The organism is Streptomyces xantholiticus (assembly GCF_014651015.1).
Classification (GTDB): domain Bacteria; phylum Actinomycetota; class Actinomycetes; order Streptomycetales; family Streptomycetaceae; genus Streptomyces; species Streptomyces xantholiticus.
Map to the genome: position 1 here is coordinate 1 of NZ_BMWB01000014.1, position 20917 is coordinate 20917.

Below are 20917 nucleotides of genomic sequence, written 5' to 3' on the forward strand. Positions count from 1 at the left end.
ACGGCGCCGTCACCCTGGCAGCCATCCGGTTATGGCTCAGGACATGATCCGCCGGACAGAACCTAGGACGGCCTGCCGGGACTCGCGACGACGGTATCGACCCGGCCCGGTCAGGCCGAGTTTCAGAACCTGCGGGCGGTCGGCCACTTGGTGAGGTCGCCCGCGATGCCGTCGATGCCGTCTCAGTGGTCACGTGGTGTTCGCGGCGGGCGGTGTCGCGACGGACGATCTCTCCGCCTTCGAGTCTCGAACGGACACGGACGCGGACCCTGATCGGAATCCCGAACCGGCCCCGCGGACGATTTCCGGCTCAATCCAGGCGCGACAGCGTGGCCCTGGTGGGCCAGGCGGGGAACAGGTCCGCCGAGCGCAGCGGCCACACCGGGAACCGCGCCGCGCCCTTCGGAGCCACGGTCCTGGACGGCGTACCCGCCTCCCCTGCGTCCGTGCCGCGACCCGTCGCCGCGGTACCGGCGGGCGCCTGCTCCCGCTCCACGGGGGCGGCGAAGGGCGGGGTGTCCTGTGCGCACCGCGCGTCCTGCGGTGGCAGTGCCCCGGTGAGGAAGTACCGGACGACGTGGCGTTTCACGCAGGCGCTGGGGTTGTCCAGCGCGGTGTGCCCGTAGCCGTCGAGCGTCAGGAGCCGGGCTCCGTTGAGCTCTGCGGCCATCGCCTGTCCCGCGCGGTAGGGGGTGGACGGGTCGTAGGTCGGATTGACCACCAGGACGGGGTGGGCGGTGGCGCGGTCCCACGGGCCGGTGTAGGGGTCGGCCGCGCGGGCCGGCCACGCGGTGCACGGCTCGTTCGCCCAGACCCACCAGCGCGCCAGGGCCCCGGCCCGCTCCACTGCCTGTTGCTCCAGCGCCGTGTACCGGCTGGGCAGGGCGGGGTTGGGGCTCTCGGCGCACAGGACCGCGAGCGACTGCTCGAACCCGGGGTAGCGGGCGGGCCCGGCCGGGGCCGGGGGTTCCTGGGGCGCCCGGCCCTGCCAGAGGGTCTGCAGAACCTCGGCCAGCCCGGTCCAGCCCGGGTGCACGGTGTAAAGCTCGCCCCGGACCTCACTCACCAGTCGCGCGTACGTCCAACTGCCCACCGACCGCTTGGCGAGGCGCTCCAGCAGTGCCTCGTACTTGGCCCAGGTGGCCCCCGGGCTCCCGGCGGAGAATGCGCAGCGGGACACCGGCGCGCGTCCGCAGTGAGCGAGGAACTGGCCGAGTGTGTCGGCGGAACCGAGGTGCGAACCGAGGCGCAGGAAGGTGTTCCTCTCGGGCTCGCTCGCTGCGCCGCGGTTCACCCACGCCTGCGGGTCCACGTTTCCGTCGAGCACGAGCCGCGCGGCCCGCTCGGGGAACAGGTTCGCGTACGTCGCGCCGAGCAGCGTGCCGTAGGAGATGCCCCAGTAGCGCAGCCGGTCTTCGCCCACCGCCCGGCGCAGCAGGTCCAGGTCGCGTGCGGTGTCGGCGGTCGCGACGTGGCGCAGCAGCGCCGGATCCCGCAGCTCACATCGCTCCGCCAGGTTCTGGTAAGCGGCTGTGTAGCCCCGGCGCTCTTGCTCGCCCACCGGGAAAGGCGGGACGTCCTCGTGCCAGGCGGCGGCCTGCTCGGCGCTGTCGAAGCAGCGCACGGCCGTGCTCTCCCCTACGCCACGCGGATCCCAGCTGACGATGTCGTAGCGGTCCTTCAGCTCCTGGGGGAACTTGCCGTACAGCTCGGGCAGGCCTACGGTCCCCGGGCCGCCGGGGCCACCGGGGTTGAAGAACAGCGAACCGGCCCGCCGCGCGGGGTCGGCAGCCCGGTGCCGGATCACCGCCAGCTCGATCGTGCGGCCCCCGGGATCCGCGTGGTCCAGCGGCACGTTGGCCACCGCGCACTCGAAGCCCGTCTGCGCCTCCTTCGGGCAGGGCCGCCAGCGCAGCACCACGCCGCCGTCGCCGCCCGGGCCGCCGGCCGAGACCGGCCCCGCCGACAGCAGCAACAGTGCCGCGGTCAGGGCACCGGCGGCGCTCCCAAGCACTGTCCGTCGGGCAGTTGTTCGCATCGCCTGGCCCTTCCGTCGGCAGGGATCGGGCCTGTCCAGCGATGACGGACCCGCTTGCCATACCACTGGCGGTCGACCATCAGGGCAACCGACACGCGTCCGAACGGGTCACAGAACCCGCCACCCGTCAGCCGCGTGAACAACACTCCGGGCTCCCGACGCCGGTCCGAGCCGCGGTCAGAGGGCCCGTGGCTCCCCCGAGGGATGCCGTGGGCGCTTCGCGGAGACCGATGCCACGGTGGCACGTAAGGTCGCAGCAACGCTGCGGCACGGACTGACGCCGCTGGTGTGCTGCGGCGAGAGCGCGAAAGTGTTCGCGCGCGGCGGTTCCGTCGAGCATGTGCTGGGACAGGTGGCCGCCGCCTTCGACGGACTGGCCGACATCTCACGCGCGCTGATCGCTTACGAGCCGGTGTGGGCGATCGGCGAGCACGGCCGTGAACCGCGGCCGGAGGAGACAGCGGTGTGCACGAGGCACTGGAGGCCGAGTGGGGCGGCCGTGTCGCGGGCGTCCTCCACGGCGGTTCCGTCAACCTCGGCAACGCGACCCGGCTGCTCGAAGACCCGGCGTGGACGGCCTGTTCGTGGGTCGTGCCGCTTGGAGCATCGAGGGCTACCTCGCCCTGCCCGACATCGGCGGACGGCACGCCGAGGCGGTCGCAAGACCGCTTCCCGAGCCGGGTCACGCCCGCTTCCCGGCCGCCGCCGGGGCCGGGCGGGGCAGGCCGCCGGCCGAACCTCCGGCGGTGCGGCGTCATCCGTTCGAAGCGCAACCACTCGACCTCCGCCTCGACCCGAGGCGCCAGGACGCTGCGCCGCATGCCACCCGCCAGGTGATGAATTCGCCGTCTTCTCCCTCGCCGACCTGCACAAGGGAGCCGGGACAACTGGATAGCCGGACCCGAGGTCCCTCACAATGGCTGCGCAGTCACCGCACAGCACGTCACGAGAGGAAGCACCGTCGCATGGCCGGCAACACAGACATGGTGACCTTCATCGAGGCGCGGCTCAACGAAGAGGAACAAGTCGCCCGGGACGCCGGCGGCGAAAGCTGGAGATGCCCGGCCGAAGTACCCGGAGAGGTTCACGACAGGACCTCGGGTATCGCCTTCACGGTCAGAGGAGGCGGCTACGACCGGCACATCGCACTCCAGGACCCGGCTCGCACGCTGGCCCGCATCGAAACCAGCCGCGTCCTGCTCGGCGAGTACATCGAAGTAGCCGACCACGACACCGATCGCCCCAACGACGACTACACCTCAGGCCGCGCTGCCGGACTCGGCTTCGCAGTACGGCAACTGGCCGCCGAATACGCCTGGCACCCCGACTACAGGGCGAAGTGGCTCCCCCGATTCATACGATGACGCTGTCGGTGGCCCCGCGCCGAACAGCACTGCAGCTGCGCGACGCACTCATCGTCCACTCGCCGTTCGGCGCCCCAGGACGGGCTCGGCCAGCAGCCTGGCCATGCCGCAGAGCGCCTGGCCATGCACGGAGAAGAGTTCGTCGCGGGAGTCGAAGTGTCCCAGGTCTGCAAGGACGTAGGCCGAGAGGTCGCAGGCCGCGCCGTCGGTCGGGCAGAGCGTCACTCCGTCCCAGTCGATCGCCGTCCTGGACAACGCCTCGAACAGCGTTTCCGCGCCGGCATTGGTGAAGCCACCGCCAACCGCTCCACTCAACTCGTCCAGGCCACCGAAGAGTTCCGACACCGTCAGCCAGTGGCCTGCCCCGTTCCGCGCTCCGCCGTCGATACGGAATTCCGGCCACGCCAGCAGGATGCGGTCCGGGACGAGCTGCCGCACCCGGGGGAAGCGCGGGTACCAGAACGTCCCGTCCACCAACAGGCCCCGCACTCGCGTGGCCACCCCGTACGCCCGCGCGACGGCCTCCAGGACGGCCAGGCGCTGGCTGCACGAGCCGCGATTTCGGCGAAGCACCTCCGACACGGGTCTGTCGTCCTGCACCGAGTACACCGGCTGCACCACCTCGGCGATCCGCCTGTGAGCTCGCCGCAGGGCCTCCACCTGCCCGGCGTGGGCCGGGACGGCGCGCCCCTCGTCCGGCGTCGCGGCGATGCTTCGGACCAGTGCGGTGACGCGGGCATCCTCCCAGTCGAGGATCCTCGTGGGCACCGTGCTCCCCGCGGCGTCCCTCCCTGCATCCCCGCCTGCCGCGGCGGAGCCTGCGCGGGCGAAGCGTCGCGGCCTGAGCAGTGAACTCGTCATGAAGGCGTCCTTTCGGCCGGCAGGTGTGGCTCCCTGGCCGGCGGCAACATCGTGACAGAAGTTTTGAACGCGCTCAACTTTTTGCGCAGCGTCTCTCATGGCGCACCCGCGTCCGCCGAACGGCTCGCGCCGGAGGGTCACCACGAGGAGCATCACCGGCCCGCTCGCCGTCAGGTGGCGGCCGCACCAGGAGTGGCGTAGCGACGCTGCGCCCCCCGCTGGTCGACACCGACCCCGATGCGCTGGACGTATGCACCGCACCGACATCCGCGGCACGTTCCTCGTCGACCAGCAGGCCGGGCGCCGGCCGAGGGCGGGCGGTGCGGTCATCAGCCTTTCGAGCTCCGTGCTGGCGCTCGCCCTGCCCGGCTACAGCGCGCACGCCGCCACCAAGGGCGCGTCGAGGCCATGACACTGATCCCGGCCCGCGATGCGCGGCCGGGACATCACCGTCAACGCCGTGGCCCCCGGCCCGACCGCCACCGCCCCGTTCCTGGACGGCAAGGACGAGCAGACCATCGCGCGGATGGCTACCCAGCCGCCGAAGCGCCTCGGTGCGCTGCGGGACATCGCCGAGGTCGTGTCCGCCGGTTCGGCCGGCCGCTGGGTCAACACCTGGTGCTCCGGGTCGGCTCCACCTCGACCAGGGGCGGCACCCCGCCCCACCTCGCGCCGTACTTCGCCGCCAAGGCAGCGATGGACACGCTCGCGGTGTCGTACGCGGCCGAGTTGGCGCGCTTCGGCATCGAGACGACCATTGTGATGCCGGGCACGTTCACCTCGGGCACGAGCCACTTCGCGACCGGCGGCCACCCCTTCGAACAGACGGTCGTCCCGGCGGACGAGAAGCGGTACGCGGACCTGATGGACCAGGTCAGGCCGTCCGCACAGAGATCCTGCCGGCGCCCTCCCAGGACCTGGACCTGCACACTGCCCGTGCCGGGCGCCGCCAGTCGCCGGCAGAGGCCCGGTCGGTGGGGGTGGGCCGCAAAGGGACGATCCGGATGGGCAACGCCAGCAAATCCGTACACGGTTCACCGGCGGAGCCCGACAGGAGCAGCGGCGGCCTTCCTCCCGTCTCCCAGCTTCTTCATGACACGAAAGCAACCCATTGGGCTTACCCTGCATCACAACAACCACAACCCCCCTCAGCAGCCACACCCCACCGGGAGCGAACCATGGCCGGCACCCACAGCATCGCCAGCACAACCGCCCTGCTCGAGGCCGAACTTCCCCAACTGGAAGATCAGCAGCAAGCACTGCAACAGGAACTGGAGCAAGTGACCAAGCGGCTGGAGTCGGTGCGCGGCGCCCTGACAGCACTCAACGCGCTGGCGGGCACCACCCTGCCGCAGCCGCGCACCGAAGCCGCGGCACTCGCCGAAACCGCCCCGGTCCCGGCCGAACCTGCCGCCGACACTGCGCCAGAACCCGCACCGGCTGCCGAGCCGCAGCAGCCCGACGACGCCGCGGTGCCCGCGCAGAAGAAGGCAGCAACCCCACGCCCGTCCACAACGCGAAAGGTTTCCGCCACGCCGCGCGGCAAGACCGGCACCAGGACGGCGGACGAGCCGGCGCGCAAGACCCGCGCGGCGAAGAAGACCACCAACGCCAAGGGTGCCAAGACCGCCAAGACCGCGACGGTACCCCCGGCTCCGGCCGCGGGCACGGCGCAGGACACCGGCGGACTCACCGACGATGTCATCGCCGTCCTGGCAAGCCGCCCCGACACACCGCTGCGTGCCCGCGATGTCGCTCAGGCACTCGGCCGCGACGGCACCACGGGCAGCATCAACACCGTACGCAGCACCCTCGACCGTCTCGTCGCCACTTCCCGCGCCCACCGCGCCGGCCGCGGCCTCTACCAGGCGCCTGCCAGCTGAAAGTGCACGCGTCGCACGACCTTGGGCGCGTAGGCCTTCGAGGCGCCGCTGGCGGCGCCGGCATGGTAGTGCCGGCGCCCTCACGGCCGACGAGCGCCGGGCGGCACACGGCCGGCCATGCCGCGAACCGCCATGGCCAGGGCCTGCCGTGTGTCCCCCGGCCGCTACGGGGTCCGATCTGCCCCGTCTCAGTTGCTCCCGGCAGAGCCGGGAGTCGGGCCAGCGCCGGAGAGGGAGGGGTTCGCGAAACTCACGGGCGGAGAAAGGAGTATGCGCGTCAGACGGGTGGCGACCGCCCCGTACGCCACACCGAATACCAGGGACACCAGCAGGGCGAGTAGCGGGGAGTGGTCCCGCAGGTAGGGGTAGACGTGATAGTGCGTCAGGTAGATGTACAGCGAGCTGCCCGCCAGGACGCCCGCCAGCCGGTTGACCAGGTCCACGCTGGGCAGGGCCGGGATCCACAGCAGCAGGGCCAGGCCGCCGACGACGATCGAGGTGCGGAGGACCTGTCCCTCTGGGAACAGTCCTGGCACGGTGATCACCAGGACGGCGGTCAGCAGTAGTCGCTGCCCCGCCGTACGCGCCCGCGCCGCCGCCCAGCCCGCCGCGAACAGGAAGAAGACGACGGTGGGACTGAGGTGGTAGCGGACGTGTGCGAGGTCCCAGGGGTCGTAGCGCCCGACCAGTCCCAGACCCACCAGTGCCAGGGCGAAGCCGAACGGGCTGCGCCGCTCCGCCCGGTCCAGCAGCGGGATCGCCAGCAGTGCCGCCAGCCCGATCAGGAAGTAGACCAGCGCCTCGACGAACCAGTACCGCCACTCCGGGTCGGACCTGTCCTGTTCGAAGAGGCTGTTGGCCAGCAGGATGTTGGCCAGGTCGTATTCGCGGGTCAGCAGCAGCACGAAGGTGATCCACAGCATGCTCGGTAGGGCGATGCGTGCGATGCTGCGCCACAGTCTCCGTAGGCGCTCGCGGCGCTCGTGCGCGGAGAGGTGGAAGCGGGCGAAGTTGAAGCCGGCCACCCCGAGCAGGACGTGGGCGCCGCCCTGGACGGCGAAGACGGGGATGTGCGAGCCAACGATGAGGACGATCCCGACGGCCCGTAGGGCGATGCCGGTCTCCAGGGTCCGCTGGAAACCGCGCCGCCGGCGCGGGCTGCGAGCGGTGCGCCGCGCGGCATCATGGTCGCGCAGTTCCCGGATCCGTCTGGTGTGCCAGTCGGTGGGCAGCCTGCCCAGTGCCTGCTCAAGTCGCAGTGACATCTCGACGTAGGAGAGCGAGTCACCGCCCAGGCTCGCGAAGCTGCTGTCCTCGGTGACGTCGGTCCGGTCGAGGATCTGGGCGTAGAGCGCGCAAAGGTCCTCTGTGGTGGTGCCGGGGCGGGGCGGCGGCGCCTGCGCCTCGCGCGCCAACCGCCGTACGGCCTCGTAGTCGGGCTTGCCCGAGGCGAGCCGGGGAAGTTCGGACACCACCCGCACGCCTATCGCGCGCGGCGGCAGACCGCAGCCGTCCGCCACCAGGCGCCTGACGCGTGTCGCGTCGACACCCTCGGCACGGTTCACGAGCACCGCCAGTGCGTCGTCGTCACCCGCACAGGAGGCACGTATGCCGTGCTCCTCCAGGATCGCCTCGACGCGTTGCAGGTCTATCCGCAGACCAATGATCTTGGTGAACCGGCTGCGACGCCCCACGATTTCGTACAGCCCGTCGGGGGCGCGCCGGGCGAAGTCACCGGTGTGCAGTTCCTTCACGGTGCGCCCCTGGGCGAGGTCCGCCGGGCTCTCGGCGTACCCGAGCATGACGTTCGGGCCCGAGTAGACCAGTTCGCCCGTGTCCGGCTCGTCGATGCCCTCCACCGGCTGAAGCCGGAAGGAGCCGCCGGGGATCGGCACGCCTACGGCGTGCGGGCGTTCGGACGCGAGGGCCGGGGGCAGATACGCCATGCGGGCCGTCGCCTCGGTCTGCCCGTACATCACGAACAGTTCCCAGCCCGCCCGGCGGCCCAGCTCGGCGTAGTGAGCAACGCGTTCGGGCGCGAGCCGCCCGCCGGCCTGGGTGACGTAGCGCAGGTGCGGCAGTTCCATACGCTCGAAGCCGACCCGGTCAAGCAGGTCGAAGGTGTACGGCACCCCGGCGAGCGAGGTGCCGTGGGCGGCATGGAACTCCTCCCAGAAGACGGCGTCGGCCACCGACCGCTCGGTGAGGATCAGCCCGGCGCCACGCAGTAGGTGGCTGTGGATGACCGAGAGGCCGTAGCAGTAGTGCATGGGCAGGGTCGTGGCCGCGCGGTCCGTGTCCAAGATGCCGAGGTAGGTGGCGATGGACTCGGCGTTGGCCTGAAGGTTCTCGGAGGAAAGTCGCACCAGCTTGGGCGAGCCGGTCGAACCGGAGGTGCTGAGCAACAACGCGAGGTCCGGGTGGAGAGTGTGGGCACTCTCGCGCCGCCGTTCGTCGAGCACCCAGGTCCCGCAGCCGTCCGGCCGCGCGACCACGTCCGGGTCGTACGCGGCGGTCAGGGCGCCGATGGTGCTGTCGCTGTCCCCGGGGACGAGCAGGACGGGGTGGCCGGCGGAGAGGGCCGCGAGGTGGACGACCAAGGCGTCGGCCCGGTTGGCACCGGCCAGCAGGACCAGGCGGCGTGCAGGGCCGAGGCGTTCGGCAGTGGCTTCGACCCGTTCGGCGAGCGCGCGGTAGCTGACCTCGCCCGATGGCGTGATCAGTGCGGTGCGGTCGCCGTACGACGCGAGGTCCCGTGCGAACCGCACACCCCGCCGCCGTAGGGCCGGTTGCGGGAAGGGAACCGAGGTGGTGCGTGGCGTCGGCACGGTGAACGGGGCCGAGAGCGGTCCAAAAGGGTCTATCACGGGCGCGCGACCTTTCTGCGGCAGCGTCCGCAATTAGCACAGATCCCTTGACGGTTAGGCAAGCTTTACCTTATTCATAGCATGTTCACAGTTGGCTTGAAAGCATCGCTCAGCCGCTCACCGACCTACGACGCGACCCGCGGCGTGGTTCGGTGAGCCACGCAGGAAGGCACACCACATGCGACGCCCCTCGGCTCGCCGGACCACTGCGCTCGTCGCGGCCGGCCTGCTCCTCCCCGCCCTCGCCGCCTGCGGTTCCGACGGCGGCAAGGACGGCTCGGCCGAGGGCGGCGACTCCTCCCTCGTCATCTACTCCGGGCGCAACGAGAAGCTCGTCAAGCCGATCCTCGACAAGCTGGAGAAGGCCGTCGGCAGCAAGGTCGAGGTGCGCTACGGCGACAGCGCCGAACTCGCCGCGCAGATCCTGGAGGAGGGCGACCGAACCAAGGCCGGGCTGTTCTTCTCGCAGGACGCGGGAGCGCTCGGCGCCCTCTCCAAGGAGGGCGTGCTGGCGAAGCTGCCTCAGTCCAGCCTCGAAGAGGTGGACGCGGCCTATCGCGGCGGTAAGGGCGACTGGGTGGGGCTGTCGGGGCGCGTGCGCGTCATCGCCTACAACCCGGACAAGGTCGCCGAGGACGATGTCCCTGACAGCGTCCAGGATGTGGTGAAGCCCGAGTGGAAGGACAAGGTCGGCTTCGCGCCCACCAACGCCTCCTTCCAAGCCTTCGTCACCGGCATGCGCGTCATCGAGGGCGACGACGCCACCCGCGAGTGGCTCAAGGGCCTGAAGGCCAACGGCAAGACCTACGCCAACAATCTCGCCACCCTCGACGCCGTCGAGTCCGGCGAGGTCTCCCTCGGCCTGGTCAACCACTACTACTGGTACGAGCGGGTCGCCGAGAAGGGCGAGGACAAGGTGGGCGCCAAGCTCCACTTCCTGCCCGGCGAGGACCCGGGCGCGTTGATCAACGTGGCCGGCGTGGGCATTCTCAAGGACAGCGGGCAGAGCGAGACCGCCCAGAAGGCCGTCGACTACCTGCTGTCCAAGGAGGCGCAGATCTACTTCGCCGACAGGACGAAGGAGTACCCGCTGGCCGCGGGTGTCACCAGCAAGGTCGAGGGTCTGCCGCCGTTCGAGTCCCTCGAGTCCCCCGACATCGACCTCGGCAAGCTGGAGTCCCTCCAGGAGACACTGGCCATGCTCCAGGAAGTCGGACTGGTCTGACGACCGTGAACCCAACGGCCGTCGACACAACGGAATCCGCGGCACGCCCGGCCGGAGCACCCGCTCCGGCCGGGCGCCGGCGCGTCCCCACGACTCGCGGGGCGCCCCCCGGCTCCGGCCGCAGACCCCCGCTCGTTCTGCTCGTCCCCGCCTGCGTCGCCGCCCTGTTCGCCCTGCTGCCGCTCGGCTATCTCGCCGTCCGCGCCCTCGAACGCGGGCCGGGCTACGCGTGGGACGTCGTCGCCGACGAACGCACCCTCCAACTCCTGAGCCGCAGCCTCGGCTTGACGGCGGTCGTCGTGGCGGCCTGTCTGGTCCTGGGTGTCTCGCTGGCCTGGCTGACCGTGCGCACCGCCCTGCCCGGGGCCCGCGCCTGGTCGGTCCTGGCCACCCTGCCGCTCGCCGTGCCCAGTTATGTCGCCGCCTTCACCTGGCTGGCCGCCGCACCGGAGAACGCCGGATTCGCAGGGGCAGCGCTCGCGCTGACCCTGGTGAGCTTCCCTTACGTCCATCTGCCGGTCGCGGCCGCGCTGCGCGGCATCGACCCGGCGCAGGAGGAGGCCGCCCGCTCCCTCGGCCACGGGCCTTGGCGCACCTTCCTCCGCGTCACCCTTCCGCAACTCCGCCCGGCCGCCGCGGGCGGGGCGCTGCTCGTCGCGCTGTACGTGCTCTCCGACTTCGGCGCTGTCTCGCTGATGCGGTACGACACGTTCACCCGGGCCATCCACACCTCCTACCGCGCCTCCTTCGACCGCACTCCGGCCGCCGCACTCAGCGTCGTGCTGGTGGTGATGACGGTTGCGCTGGTCGCCGCCGAGGCCCGCACCCGGGGGCGCGCCGGCCATGCCAGGACTGGCGCCGGCACCGCACGCCCGGCCGCACCGATCCCGCTGGGGCGCTGGCGCATCGCTGCCCTCGCCTGGTGCGCGACGGTGGTGGCCGTCGCCGTCGCCTTCCCGCTCGGCACCCTCGGCTACTGGCTGGCCGTCGGCAGCTCCGCGATCTGGGATCTCGGCGACCTTGCCCGGACCGCCTGGACCACCCTCGGCGTCGCCGCTGCAGGGGCCGCCCTCACCACGCTGCTCGCCCTGCCCGTCGGGGTGATCGCGGCACGGCACCGGGGACGCGGCGTCCGGCTGCTGGAGCAGGCCGCCTACGCGGGCCACGCGCTGCCCGGCATCACCGTCGCACTCTCCCTCGTCTTCTTCGCGGTGCGGTACGCCTATCCGCTCTACCAGCAACTCCCCCTGCTGGTCTGCGCGTACGCCGTGCTGTTCCTGCCGGTCGCGGTGGCCGCCACCCGGGCCGCCGTGCTGCAGGCACCGCCCGTGCTGGAGGACGTGGCTCGCTCGCTCGGCAGGTCGCCCATCTCGGTGCTGCGCGAGGTGACCGTGCCACTGGCAGCACCGGGTGTGGCGGCCGGGGCCGCGCTCACCTTCGTCGTCTGCATGAAGGAACTCCCCGCGACGCTGCTGCTGCGCCCCACCGGCATGGACACCCTGGCCACCCGGCTGTGGACCGAGACCGGAGCCGGGTCCTTCGCGGCCGCCGCCCCCTACGCCGCCGCCCTCATCCTGCTCGCGGCCATCCCCTCCTACCTCCTGGGCAGGCACCGCACATGAACGATCTGGATCTCCGCAACGATCTGCGCATCGAGCGACTGGCCAAGTCCTACGGCCCCGAAGCCACCGTTCTCGAGGGGCTGGATCTCACGGTGCCGGGCGGCGCACTGGCCGCCCTGCTCGGGCCCTCCGGCTGCGGCAAGACCACCCTGCTGCGCATCGTCGCCGGGTTCCTGGACGCCGACGCGGGCACGGTCGCCGTCGGCGGGCGCACCCTGGTCGGCCCCGGCGTCCATCTTCCGCCGGAGCGGCGCAGGATCGGGATCGTTCCGCAGGAGGGAGCGCTCTTCCCGCATCTGAGCGTGGCGCGCAACGTTGCCTTCGGGCTGACCGGGCTCGACCGGGGCGAGCGGTACTACCGGACGGAGGAGATGCTCGATCTGGTGGGGCTCGCCGGGTACGGCGACCGGATGCCGCACGAGCTCTCCGGAGGACAGCAGCAGCGCATCGCCCTGGCCAGGGCGCTCGCCCCGCGCCCCGCGCTCGTCCTGCTCGACGAGCCCTTCAACGCCCTCGACAGTGCGCTGCGCGCCGGAGTACGGGCCGATGTCCGGGCCGCGCTGCGGGCGACCGGGGCCACGGCGCTGCTGGTCACCCACGACCAGCAGGAGGCACTGTCCACCGCCGACCTCGTGGCCGTCGTACGGCAGGGCCGCATCGCCCAGTGCGACACCCCGCAGAACCTCTACCGCCGCCCCGCCGATCCCTGGGTCGCCGGCTTCGTCGGCGACGCCGTCCTACTGCCCGGCGCGGTCGCGAACGGCGGCTCAACGGCCACCACATCGCTGGGCAACGTGGCGTTGACCAACCCACCGGACGGCCGGAGCACGGGCACGGTGGTGCTGCGCCCCGAGCAGCTGCGGCTGGTCGACCCGGCCACGGCGGAAGCCGTCCGGGGCAAGGTGACCGACGTCTGCTTCTACGGTCACGACGCCAAGGTGAGTGTGGCCGTGCGGGGCCTCGGCGATCCGGTGGACGTCCGCGTCTCGGGCGCAGTGTCGATCGACCCCGGCGAGGAGACCGGCATCCGCGTGACGGGCGAGGCCACGTTCCATCCGTAGACAACGGCGCCAAAGCGTACCCGGCGGTGTCGGATCCGGTGCTGCGCATACGTCCCGCCGCATCGAGGGTGACTCGCTCCCTGACCCGGAGGAAGGCCGTAGGAGACCCCGGATCCGGCGACGGGGCGAGGGTCGAGCCGTATCCCGATTGCTGTCGGGCGTAGCTGTGGGCGCGCTACTTCACTGCGCCGGTTGTGACACCGCGGTTGAGGGAGCGCTGGAAGGCGAGGAAGAGCAAGCTCCACCGAGAAGCTGACGCGGCCCCGGATCGTGCACGGGTCCCGGCTGCTCGCCTCTCGCCCTGTGCGCGGTACACCGGGCCATGGGGCGGGCCGGGGGATCTCCCCGGACCGGTCCGGCTGTCGTACAGCGACGACCGACTCGTCCTCAGGGCGAGGGATGGACCGATGCCGCTGCCGTCAAGACGGCCGGAGAACGAACGTGCCCTTTGGATCGCAGTCGGCGCTCGGGTGGAAGCCGCGGCCGATCCGATCGAGGAGCGCGCGCAGCCACCGGGTGTCCTCGTGCGAGGCGTGCCGCAGCCGCATCTGCCGGGCCTGCAACGGGGTGATCCGCACGTCGGCAAGCCTGCCGGTGTCCGGCTCCACCGAGACGAGATACATCGGCCGCAGGTCGTCCCGGTACTGCTCGTAGCCTGTGATGCCCTCGTAGTCGTCGATGAAGTCGCCGCACCCGTAGAGGATGAGCTTTCCCCGGTACGCCTCCAGGGGCCGGGGATGGTGCGAAGAGTGCCCGTGCACGACATCCACGCCGCTGTCGATCAGCGCATGCGCGAAGGCGACCTGGTCGCGGGAGACCAGGTAACCCCAGTTGGAACCCCAGTGGACCGAAGCCACCACGACATCACCGGGCCGCTTCACCTGCCGTACCCGGCGGGCCGTCTCGGTCGCGGCGGCCTCGGAGGTCCTGGCCACGAAGTGGACACCGCCCCGCTCTCCCGTCGCGGCCCAGTGTTGTGGGATGCCGCTGGACGTCATCCCGAAGGAGAGGACCAACACCCTGCGGTCGCCCTCCACGGGGACGATCGCCGGACGTCTCGCCGCGTCGGCGTTCCGCCCCGCCCCTGCCGTGCGCAGACCCACGCCCGCCAAAGCGTCGAGCGTCTCTTCCAATCCGCGGTGCCCGAAGTCCAGGACGTGGTTGTTGGCCAGCGCGCAGACATCGGGGCGGGCGGCGGCCAGGCAGGGGAGGTTGGCGGGGTTCATCCGGTAGTGGATGTAACGGCCGGGTGCGAACGTGTCGTGCCGCGTGACGCTGGTCTCCAGATTGACCACCCGGGCGGCGGGCGCGGCTTCGTCCAGCACCTGTAGCGCGTCGCCCCATGGCCACGAGAAGTCGACGGGACGGGGAACGGGGCCGTTCGCCGCCTCCGCCAACTCGACGTAGGCTCGGGCGTCCTGTACGTAGTCCTCCCGCAGCGCGGGATCACCCGGATGCGGCAGGATCTGGTCGACACCGCGGCCGAGCATGACATCGCCGCAGAGGAACAAAGTGACCGGGCCACCACCCATTTCCTCAGGTTAGAGCCATGGGCGGGAGGTTTCACGGCATCCGCGTGTACGGTCGCGGGCGACGGCCGGCCGGCCGTGCCGTACCCCACCGAAGGCGCGGCACCGGCCCGCTACGTACCGATACCGAACAACGCGAGGGTGATGTTGTCGGGGCCTCCTGCCTCGATGGCGCACTTCCACAGTTCGAAAGTCGCCCTGCCGCCGTCGTGGGCCCGTAGCAGGTCGCCGAGCGTGTCCTCAGGCACGGGATCGGTCAGGCCGTCCGTGCACACCAGACAGCGATCGACTGCGGCGAGCGGCGCCATCGTGACGTGGGGGGTGATGGCGCTGAACCGGGGACTGCCACCGAGCGCCTGGGTGACCAGTGATGTGGTGCGCTGCCCCGGCGCCGGCGGCGGGCTGTCGTCGACGCTCAGCCGGCGAAGATCGTCCCCGGACGCGTCGAGCACTCTGCTGTCGCCCACGTTGAACACCAGCAGCGACTCCGCCAGCACGACGGCGCCGGCGACCGTGGTGCCCATGGTGGTCAGCGCGGGATTGCGGTCGGCCGCCGCGTAGACCGCGTGGTTGCAGACGTCCAACACGTCACGAACAGCTTCCTCGCTGTCCATGGAAGGGCCGTACGACGCCAGGTGCCGGACGACCAGTGCACTGGCCACCTCTCCGCCCGGCTGCCCGCCGATGCCGTCGGCGACCGCGACGACGAGCGGCGTGCCGAGAGGGAAGACAAGCGTCTGGGGATTCTCGGTCACGGTGCCGCACAGCGTCCACGGGCCGACCACAAGGCTGTCCTCGTTGTGATCGCGGACCAGCCCGGGATGGCTCAGGGCAGTCACCGTCACGTACCGCATCACAGTCCCGCCTCTCGCAAACGGCGGCGCATCCCGTACCGGCCCTCGTCAAGCCGTGAACGGCCTGGCGCCCGGTTCTGCCCGGAAGCCGCACGCGGGTTCGCCGCAGTGGTCGTTCGACGCCGTGCGTGATCGGCAGCGCGCCACCACCGAGGGGGTGCGGCGTCCGGCGCGTCGACCCCTCCGGCTCGCCGGATCAGGTGGAGATGCTTTCGATCAGGTCACCGACCTTGGGGTCGGGCAGCGCGCGGGCGACATCGGCCTGGGCGACGATGCCGACCAGGACGTGGCCGTCGATGACCGGGAGACGGCGGACCTTGTGCCGGCTCATGGTCCGCAGGATCTCTTCGGCGTCGTCGTCGGCCCCGATGGTCACCACTTCGCCCTGCGCGAGGTCACCGGCCTTCACCTGGGCGGGATCCTTTCCGGCGCCGAGGACCTTCACGACGATGTCACGGTCGGTGAGCATTCCTTTGAGCCTTTCGTCGGCTCCGCAGATGGGCAGGGCCCCGACGCCCAGCTCGGTCATCTTCTTCGCTGCGTCCAGGACTGTTTCCTTGGCGCCGATGCAGGTGGCGTCCGGGGTCATGATCTCGCGTGCGGTGGGCATGCCGGGCTCCTCCTCGGGCTGTGCAGACTCCTGAGTGGCGGGCTTGGTGTCCGGCGCGGTGCTCGGCGGGCCGTCGAGAAGGCCGCCGCGGCGCAGGACGGCGTAGCCGACCCCGATGCCGATGGCGACCGGCCACTCCAGGACGTCCGCGGCTGCGAGGGCACCCACTCCCAGGTAGAGCGGGAGGCCCTTCTTGGCGGGAAGTACCTGCCGGGCGACGGCGACGGGGAGCATGGCGGCGTTGAGGGCCCCGGTCATCACCTGGTCGGCTGAGGGCACGGCCAGGGTGACCTTGTGCTGCTTGTCGGCCGTCGGCGTTGGGGTGACCTCGGCCGGGCGCTCGCCCGGGGCAGCGGTTCCGGTGCTGGACGGGAAGTGGGTTCGGTGCGCGGAAGTCACGGTTATCGCCTCGCCTGTTCCATCAGAACCGTATTGATCCCCTCTCAGTAGGTCTATCCCGTATAGCCGGATTCATGAGTTTCACTCAGACTGCTTCTGATCGTTCATTCGCCCCGACCGGTCTGCGCGAGGGAGGCACGGTTCATGTCACCGGAGCCTGCCTCCCCCCTGGGGGTGCCTCCCTTTCTGCGTTCGATCGTCGCGGGCGTCGCCACCCACATGGCGTCCGGTGCCCGGGCTGCCTGGGGGGTGGCGGAACGTCTTCTCGAGCCTCGCCGCGAGGTGTCGTGGACGCCGGAACGCTGTTACATCACGGTCTCCGGTGTGCACGGCTCCGGAGGCGAAGCCGTCGCCCGTCGTGTGGAGCGGGCGGTGGAGGAGCATCCGGGAGTGCTGTGGGCGCGGGTGAACGCCCCCATGGAACGGGTGATCATCGCGATTGCTTCGCCTCCACCGCCCGAGAGCGAGCTGGTCGCCCTGGTGGAGCAGGCCGAGGGTGACCACGCCGCGGATGCGGAAGCGTTCGACGAATGGCAGCCGGAGCCACATCATCCGGCGGAGGGTCTGCCCTTCCCGGCGGTGCCGGCTCTGGTGGCGGACTCGCTGGGCCTGGCCCTGGTGACGCTTCGGCGGCTCGCTCCGTGGTTCGGGCTGCCGCCGGAGGTCGCCGGCGGCATCGACGCCCTTCGCTACCACCCGCGACTTCGGCATCTGATCGACGACGTCAGCGGCAGCGAGCAGGCCGACTCGCTGCTGCCGGTGATCGGCGCCCTGGTGCAGGGTGTGGCCACCGGCGGTGGGGGGCTTGCCCTGGACGTACTGCAGCGTCTGGCGGCGTGGCGTGAAGCGAGCGCCGAACGCACCGCGTGGAGCGAGCGCGAGACCGCTCTGGTGCGCAGCCCGGAGGAAGCCTCGGCCGACGCGGTCACGGTCGGCCGAGCCGATCCGCCGCCTCAGGACGCAGCCGACCGGTACGCGGAGCGATCGATGGCGGCAGGCCTTGCCGCCGGTGCCGTCACGCTGCCGTTCGCCGGCATCCGCAAGGCGATCGCCGTCGCTGTCGCTTCGGTGCCGAAGGCACCCGGCGCGGGACGGGAGGGCTTCGCCACGAGTCTGGGACGGCACCTGGCTCTGCGCGGTGCGGTGACGATGGACCGCACGGCGCTGCGGCGCCTCGGTCAGGTGGACACGATCCTCCTCGAGGAAGAGGCTCTGCGCGGTGACCGGTACGAGCCGGTGGATCTGGAACTGCTCGAGGGCGCTGATCCCGAGCAGGCGTCCGAGCGGCTGTTCGCCCTCTTCGACGCCGATACGCCGCTCGCGGTCAGTCGCTCGGGCGACTGGGCGCTGGGACCGCTGGACGAGCTGGACCTGGAAGACCGGACCGGCCGCGATGCGGCAGAACGGCTACGGCGGCGTGGCAGCGAGAAGGTACTGGGGCTGGCCCACGGACACCGGCTCCAGGCAGTGGCAGGACTGGGCACCCAGTCGGCCCCTGGTGCCGAGGCCGTCGCCGCGGCCGCCCGTCGGGCCGGGGCACGAGTCGTGGTGGCGTCCGACCGGGAAGGCCCTGCCTTTGCTTTCGCCGATGCCGTGGTGCCGGCGGGCGACCGCTTGGCCGCCTCGGTGCGGGATCTGCAGGCCGACGGGGCGGTTGTTCTGCTCATCTCCGGCAATCGCCCGGCGCTGTGCGCGGCCGACTGCGCGATCGGAGTCCACCGGGAACAGCAGCACACCCCTTGGGGGGCCCACATCCTGGTCGGGGCGGATCTCGAAGCCGCGGGCTTGATCGTCGACGCGGTCGGAGCGGCCACCGTGGTGGACCGCGACAGCCACTACCTGGCCGCCGGCGGCAGCGGGGTCGGCGCCGTCGCAGCGTTGCAGGCACCGGCCTGGCGAGCGACCGCACGGGTGCTGGCGGTGAGCAACACGGCAGGGGCCGTGGCGTTCTGCCTGGGTGCCTGGCGGGCCCGGCAACTGCTGAGCCGTCCCCTCACCCCACCGATGACCAGTGTCCCCTGGCACCTCATGCCCGCCGACCGCGTCATGGAACGGCTGCGTACCCGGCCGGAGGGCCTCTCCGCGCAGGAGGCGGCCGCTCGCGGCGCCGAGGCACAGGGAGGTGAGCCGGCGCAGCTGACCCTGCCGTACGCATTCGTCGAGGAGCTGTCCAATCCGCTCACCCCGATCCTCGCCGCCGGCGCCGCTCTGGCCGCAGCCGTGGGATCCCGGACCGACGCCGCTCTGGTCGCCGCCATCACCGGCGTTTCCGCTCTGGTCGGCGGATTCCAGCGAGTGAAGACCGATCGCGCGCTCGCCGAGCTCTTCGCCCAGTCGGCCATCGGGGCGCGTGTGCGACGTGAGGCCCGGGAGCGGCTGGTCACCTCGGCCGATCTGGTGCCCGGCGATGTCGTCTCTCTGAGACCCGAGGACGTCGTGCCCGCGGACTGCCGACTGTTGGAGGCGGAAGGCCTTGAGGTGGACGAATCCTCCCTCACGGGGGAGTCGCTCGCCGTGCGCAAGGATCCGGCGCCGGTGGTCGCCGCACACATCACCGGACGCCGCTCGATGGTCTACGAGGGCACCACCATCTCCTCCGGGCGGGCCATTGCCGTCGTCGTGGCGACCGGCTCGGCCACGGAAGCCGGGCGCAGTCTCGCCACCGCGCGCCAAGCCGCACCGGAAACAGGCGTGGAGGCCCGGCTCTCCTCCCTCACCCGCGCCAGCATGCCCATCGCCCTGGGGTCCGCCGTCGCCGTCGCTCTCTCCGGGCTGCTCCACGGCCGCCCACTGACCGAGAATCTCGCCTCCGCCGTCAACCTGGCCGTCGCCTCCGTACCCGAAGGCCTGCCCTTCCTGGTCAATGCCGCCCAACTGGCCGCCGCACGCCGCCTGGCCGACGTAGGCGCCCTCGTACGCAACCCCCGCACCATCGAAGCACTCGGCCGCGCCGACGTCCTCTGCTTCGACAAGACCGGCACCCTCACCGAAGGCACCCTGGAGCTCACCGGGGTCAGCGAAGGCGACGGCGCCGGCGCCGCTGCCGTCGACCGGCTCGACACCCGCGGCAAGGAAATCCTCGCCGCCGCCCTGCGCGCCACCCCGCCCGCCAGAGAGGCCGAACCGATGGCCCACCAGACCGACCGGGCGATCGTCGGCGGCGCTCGCCGTGGAGGCGTCACCACGCGCACAGGGGCGCCCCATTGGCGCCGCACGGATGCCCTCCCCTTCGAGCCGGCCCGGGCCTACCACGCAACTGCCGGCCGCACCGGCGGCGGTGTCCTGCTCAGCGTGAAGGGAGCGCCGGAGAACGTCGTCGGCCGATGTGCCAGGCGTCGGCAGCCCCACGGCGCCGTGGGGCTCGACGACGCATCCCGCAGAGCCCTCACAGAAGCGGCCGAGGAGCTCGCGGCAGCGGGGCGAAGAGTCCTGGCCGTGGCCGAACGCCGCATGGACAGGGGCGAGGACCTCACCGACGAGGCCGTACAGGAGCTCGTCTTCCTCGGCTTCCTCACGCTCGCCGACCCGGTACGCGAGAGTGCCGCACCCGCGACGGCACGACTGCGCGAGGCCGGCGTGCACACCGTCATGCTCACCGGCGATCACCCGGCCACCGCGGACGCCATCGCCTCCACGATCAGCGACATCACGGAGCCCGAGGTGTGCACCGGGCCGGAAATCGACGAACTGGACGACGACGCACTGGATGCGCTGCTACCCAGCGTCGACGTCATCGCCCGTTGCAGTCCCAGCCACAAGGTCAGGATCGTCCAGGGCTACCAGCGCATCGGCCGCGTCGTCGCCATGACCGGCGACGGGGCCAACGACGCTCCCGCCATCCGGCTCGCCGATGTCGGCATCGCGCTCGGACGCCGCGGCACCCCGGCAGCGACAGCGGCCGCGGACCTCGTGGTCACCGACGACCGTCTGGAGACCATCGTCTCCGCCCTCATGGAGGGCAGGGCCATGTGGACCTCGGTCCGCGCGGCACTCGCCATCCTCATCGGAGGGAACCTCGGCGAGGTCACCTTCAGCGTCCTCGCCTCCACGCTCACCGGTGCCACGCCGCTGAACGCACGCCAGATCATGCTCGTGAACCTCCTCACCGACCTCGCCCCCTCCCTGGCCATCGCGGTACGCGAGCCGTCCGGCCAGACCGGCGATCGCCTTCTCTCGGAGGGGCCTCACCGCTCGCTGGGCACCGCCCTCACCCAGGAAATGCTGCTGCGCGGCGCCGTCACCGCCACCGGCGCCGGCCTGGCCTGGGCCGCGGCCCGCCTCACGGGCCGGGGCCGGCGTGCCTCCACCGTCGCCCTGGCCGCCGTGGTGGGCACCCAACTGGCCCAGACGCTCACGGCAGGCGGCACGGACCGCAACGTCCTGGTGGCCGGACTCGGCTCCGCGGCCCTCCTCGTCGCCATCATCCAGATCCCCGGCGCCAGCCATTTCTTCGGCTGCACGCCGCTCGGACCCGTCGCCTGGGGCATCACCCTCGGCGCGATCATCGCCGCCACCCTCCTCGGCCATGCCGCGGCACGCATGACCTCCTCACTCACCACGCCGGACGACGACCCGTCATCGGAGGAATCCCACTGACGAGTCGG

Annotated in this window: 13 protein-coding genes and 2 pseudogenes; 8 read left to right on the forward strand and 7 right to left on the reverse strand. The window is 71.5% G+C overall.

Going from position 1 to position 20917, the window contains the following annotated elements; genetic code table 11:
• Window positions 1-310: 310 nt before the first annotated feature.
• Window positions 311-2038 (reverse strand): alpha/beta fold hydrolase, encoded by a 1728-nt coding sequence (locus IE198_RS20400; protein ID WP_189888652.1) that lies wholly within the window; start codon window positions 2036-2038, stop codon window positions 311-313.
• 220 nt (window positions 2039-2258) lie between these two features.
• Here IE198_RS20400 and IE198_RS36635 point away from each other — a divergent pair.
• A pseudogene (locus IE198_RS36635) lies at window positions 2259-2933 on the forward strand (triose-phosphate isomerase); the annotation flags it as partial.
• A gap of 70 nt (window positions 2934-3003) precedes the next feature.
• On the forward strand, window positions 3004-3402 hold the full coding sequence (locus IE198_RS20410) for a DUF6221 family protein (protein WP_189888919.1): 399 nt from the start codon (window positions 3004-3006) through the stop codon (window positions 3400-3402).
• Window positions 3403-3450: 48 nt separating this feature from the next.
• On the opposite strand, the gene IE198_RS20415 is transcribed toward IE198_RS20410, so the two are convergent.
• A complete protein-coding gene (locus tag IE198_RS20415) occupies window positions 3451-4263 on the reverse strand; it encodes a transglutaminase domain-containing protein (RefSeq protein WP_189888653.1) in 813 nt (270 codons plus the stop codon).
• A 247-nt stretch (window positions 4264-4510) separates the two neighbouring features.
• Here IE198_RS20415 and IE198_RS36640 point away from each other — a divergent pair.
• Window positions 4511-4876: pseudogene (locus IE198_RS36640) on the forward strand (SDR family oxidoreductase); the annotation flags it as partial.
• On the opposite strand, the gene IE198_RS36645 reads toward IE198_RS36640, so the two are convergent.
• A complete protein-coding gene (locus tag IE198_RS36645; RefSeq protein ID WP_189888967.1) occupies window positions 4872-5036 on the reverse strand; it encodes a hypothetical protein in 165 nt (54 codons plus the stop codon). The pseudogene IE198_RS36640 and the gene IE198_RS36645 sit on opposite strands and share 5 nt — an antisense overlap.
• A 405-nt stretch (window positions 5037-5441) precedes the next feature.
• Here IE198_RS36645 and IE198_RS20430 point away from each other — a divergent pair, with 405 nt between their 5' ends.
• On the forward strand, window positions 5442-6146 hold the full coding sequence (locus IE198_RS20430) for a hypothetical protein (protein ID WP_189888655.1): 705 nt from the start codon (window positions 5442-5444) through the stop codon (window positions 6144-6146).
• Between the two features lie 188 nt (window positions 6147-6334).
• Here IE198_RS20430 and IE198_RS20435 read toward each other — a convergent pair whose 3' ends face one another.
• Window positions 6335-8914 (reverse strand): AMP-binding protein, encoded by a 2580-nt coding sequence (locus IE198_RS20435; RefSeq protein ID WP_229834138.1) that lies wholly within the window; start codon window positions 8912-8914, stop codon window positions 6335-6337.
• A gap of 277 nt (window positions 8915-9191) precedes the next feature.
• On the opposite strand from IE198_RS20435, the gene IE198_RS20440 reads away from it, so the two are divergent.
• Genes IE198_RS20440 through IE198_RS20450 form a run of 3 tightly spaced genes read left to right on the forward strand, consistent with a single transcriptional unit; the run spans window position 9192 to window position 12921 of the window.
• Window positions 9192-10238, forward strand: coding sequence for an iron ABC transporter substrate-binding protein (locus IE198_RS20440; protein WP_189888657.1), 1047 nt, complete (start codon window positions 9192-9194; stop codon window positions 10236-10238).
• A 5-nt stretch (window positions 10239-10243) separates the two neighbouring features.
• On the forward strand, window positions 10244-11860 hold the full coding sequence (locus tag IE198_RS20445) for an ABC transporter permease (RefSeq protein ID WP_189888659.1): 1617 nt from the start codon (window positions 10244-10246) through the stop codon (window positions 11858-11860).
• On the forward strand, window positions 11857-12921 hold the full coding sequence (locus IE198_RS20450) for an ABC transporter ATP-binding protein (protein ID WP_189888661.1): 1065 nt from the start codon (window positions 11857-11859) through the stop codon (window positions 12919-12921). The genes IE198_RS20445 and IE198_RS20450 overlap by 4 nt, the downstream gene beginning before the upstream one ends.
• A gap of 419 nt (window positions 12922-13340) precedes the next feature.
• Here IE198_RS20450 and IE198_RS20455 read toward each other — a convergent pair whose 3' ends face one another.
• The 3 genes from IE198_RS20455 to IE198_RS20465 all read right to left on the reverse strand — a co-directional run bounded on the left by IE198_RS20455 (window position 13341) and on the right by IE198_RS20465 (window position 15914).
• The gene (locus IE198_RS20455; protein WP_189888663.1) at window positions 13341-14453 is read right to left on the reverse strand and encodes a CapA family protein; all 1113 of its coding nucleotides are present in this window, start codon (window positions 14451-14453) and stop codon (window positions 13341-13343) included.
• Window positions 14454-14563: 110 nt separating this feature from the next.
• Window positions 14564-15304 carry a PP2C family protein-serine/threonine phosphatase gene (locus IE198_RS20460; RefSeq protein ID WP_189888665.1) on the reverse strand — a complete coding sequence of 247 codons (741 nt, stop codon included), beginning with the start codon at window positions 15302-15304 and terminating at the stop codon, window positions 14564-14566.
• A gap of 196 nt (window positions 15305-15500) precedes the next feature.
• Entirely contained in the window at window positions 15501-15914 is a 414-nt protein-coding gene (locus IE198_RS20465) for a CBS domain-containing protein (RefSeq protein WP_189888923.1), read from the reverse strand.
• Between the two features lie 543 nt (window positions 15915-16457).
• On the opposite strand from IE198_RS20465, the gene IE198_RS20470 reads away from it, so the two are divergent.
• Complete coding sequence (locus tag IE198_RS20470; RefSeq protein WP_189888667.1) at window positions 16458-20909, forward strand: cation-translocating P-type ATPase; 4452 nt, start codon at window positions 16458-16460, stop codon at window positions 20907-20909.
• The last annotated feature ends 8 nt before the right edge of the window (window positions 20910-20917 follow it).

Excerpts from the sequence above, each read along its gene's own strand:
- IE198_RS20460 (WP_189888665.1), bottom strand. The coding sequence starts at position 15,304 with ATGCGGTACGTGACGGTGACTGCCCTGAGCCATCCCGGGCTGGTCCGC.
- IE198_RS20400 (WP_189888652.1), bottom strand. The coding sequence starts at position 2,038 with ATGCGAACAACTGCCCGACGGACAGTGCTTGGGAGCGCCGCCGGTGCC.
- IE198_RS20440 (WP_189888657.1), top strand. The coding sequence starts at position 9,192 with ATGCGACGCCCCTCGGCTCGCCGGACCACTGCGCTCGTCGCGGCCGGC.
- IE198_RS20470 (WP_189888667.1), top strand. The coding sequence starts at position 16,458 with ATGTCACCGGAGCCTGCCTCCCCCCTGGGGGTGCCTCCCTTTCTGCGT.
- IE198_RS20450 (WP_189888661.1), top strand. The coding sequence starts at position 11,857 with ATGAACGATCTGGATCTCCGCAACGATCTGCGCATCGAGCGACTGGCC.
- IE198_RS20465 (WP_189888923.1), bottom strand. The coding sequence starts at position 15,914 with ATGCCCACCGCACGCGAGATCATGACCCCGGACGCCACCTGCATCGGC.
- IE198_RS20410 (WP_189888919.1), top strand. The coding sequence starts at position 3,004 with ATGGCCGGCAACACAGACATGGTGACCTTCATCGAGGCGCGGCTCAAC.
- IE198_RS20415 (WP_189888653.1), bottom strand. The coding sequence starts at position 4,263 with ATGACGAGTTCACTGCTCAGGCCGCGACGCTTCGCCCGCGCAGGCTCC.
- IE198_RS20455 (WP_189888663.1), bottom strand. The coding sequence starts at position 14,453 with ATGGGTGGTGGCCCGGTCACTTTGTTCCTCTGCGGCGATGTCATGCTC.
- IE198_RS20430 (WP_189888655.1), top strand. The coding sequence starts at position 5,442 with ATGGCCGGCACCCACAGCATCGCCAGCACAACCGCCCTGCTCGAGGCC.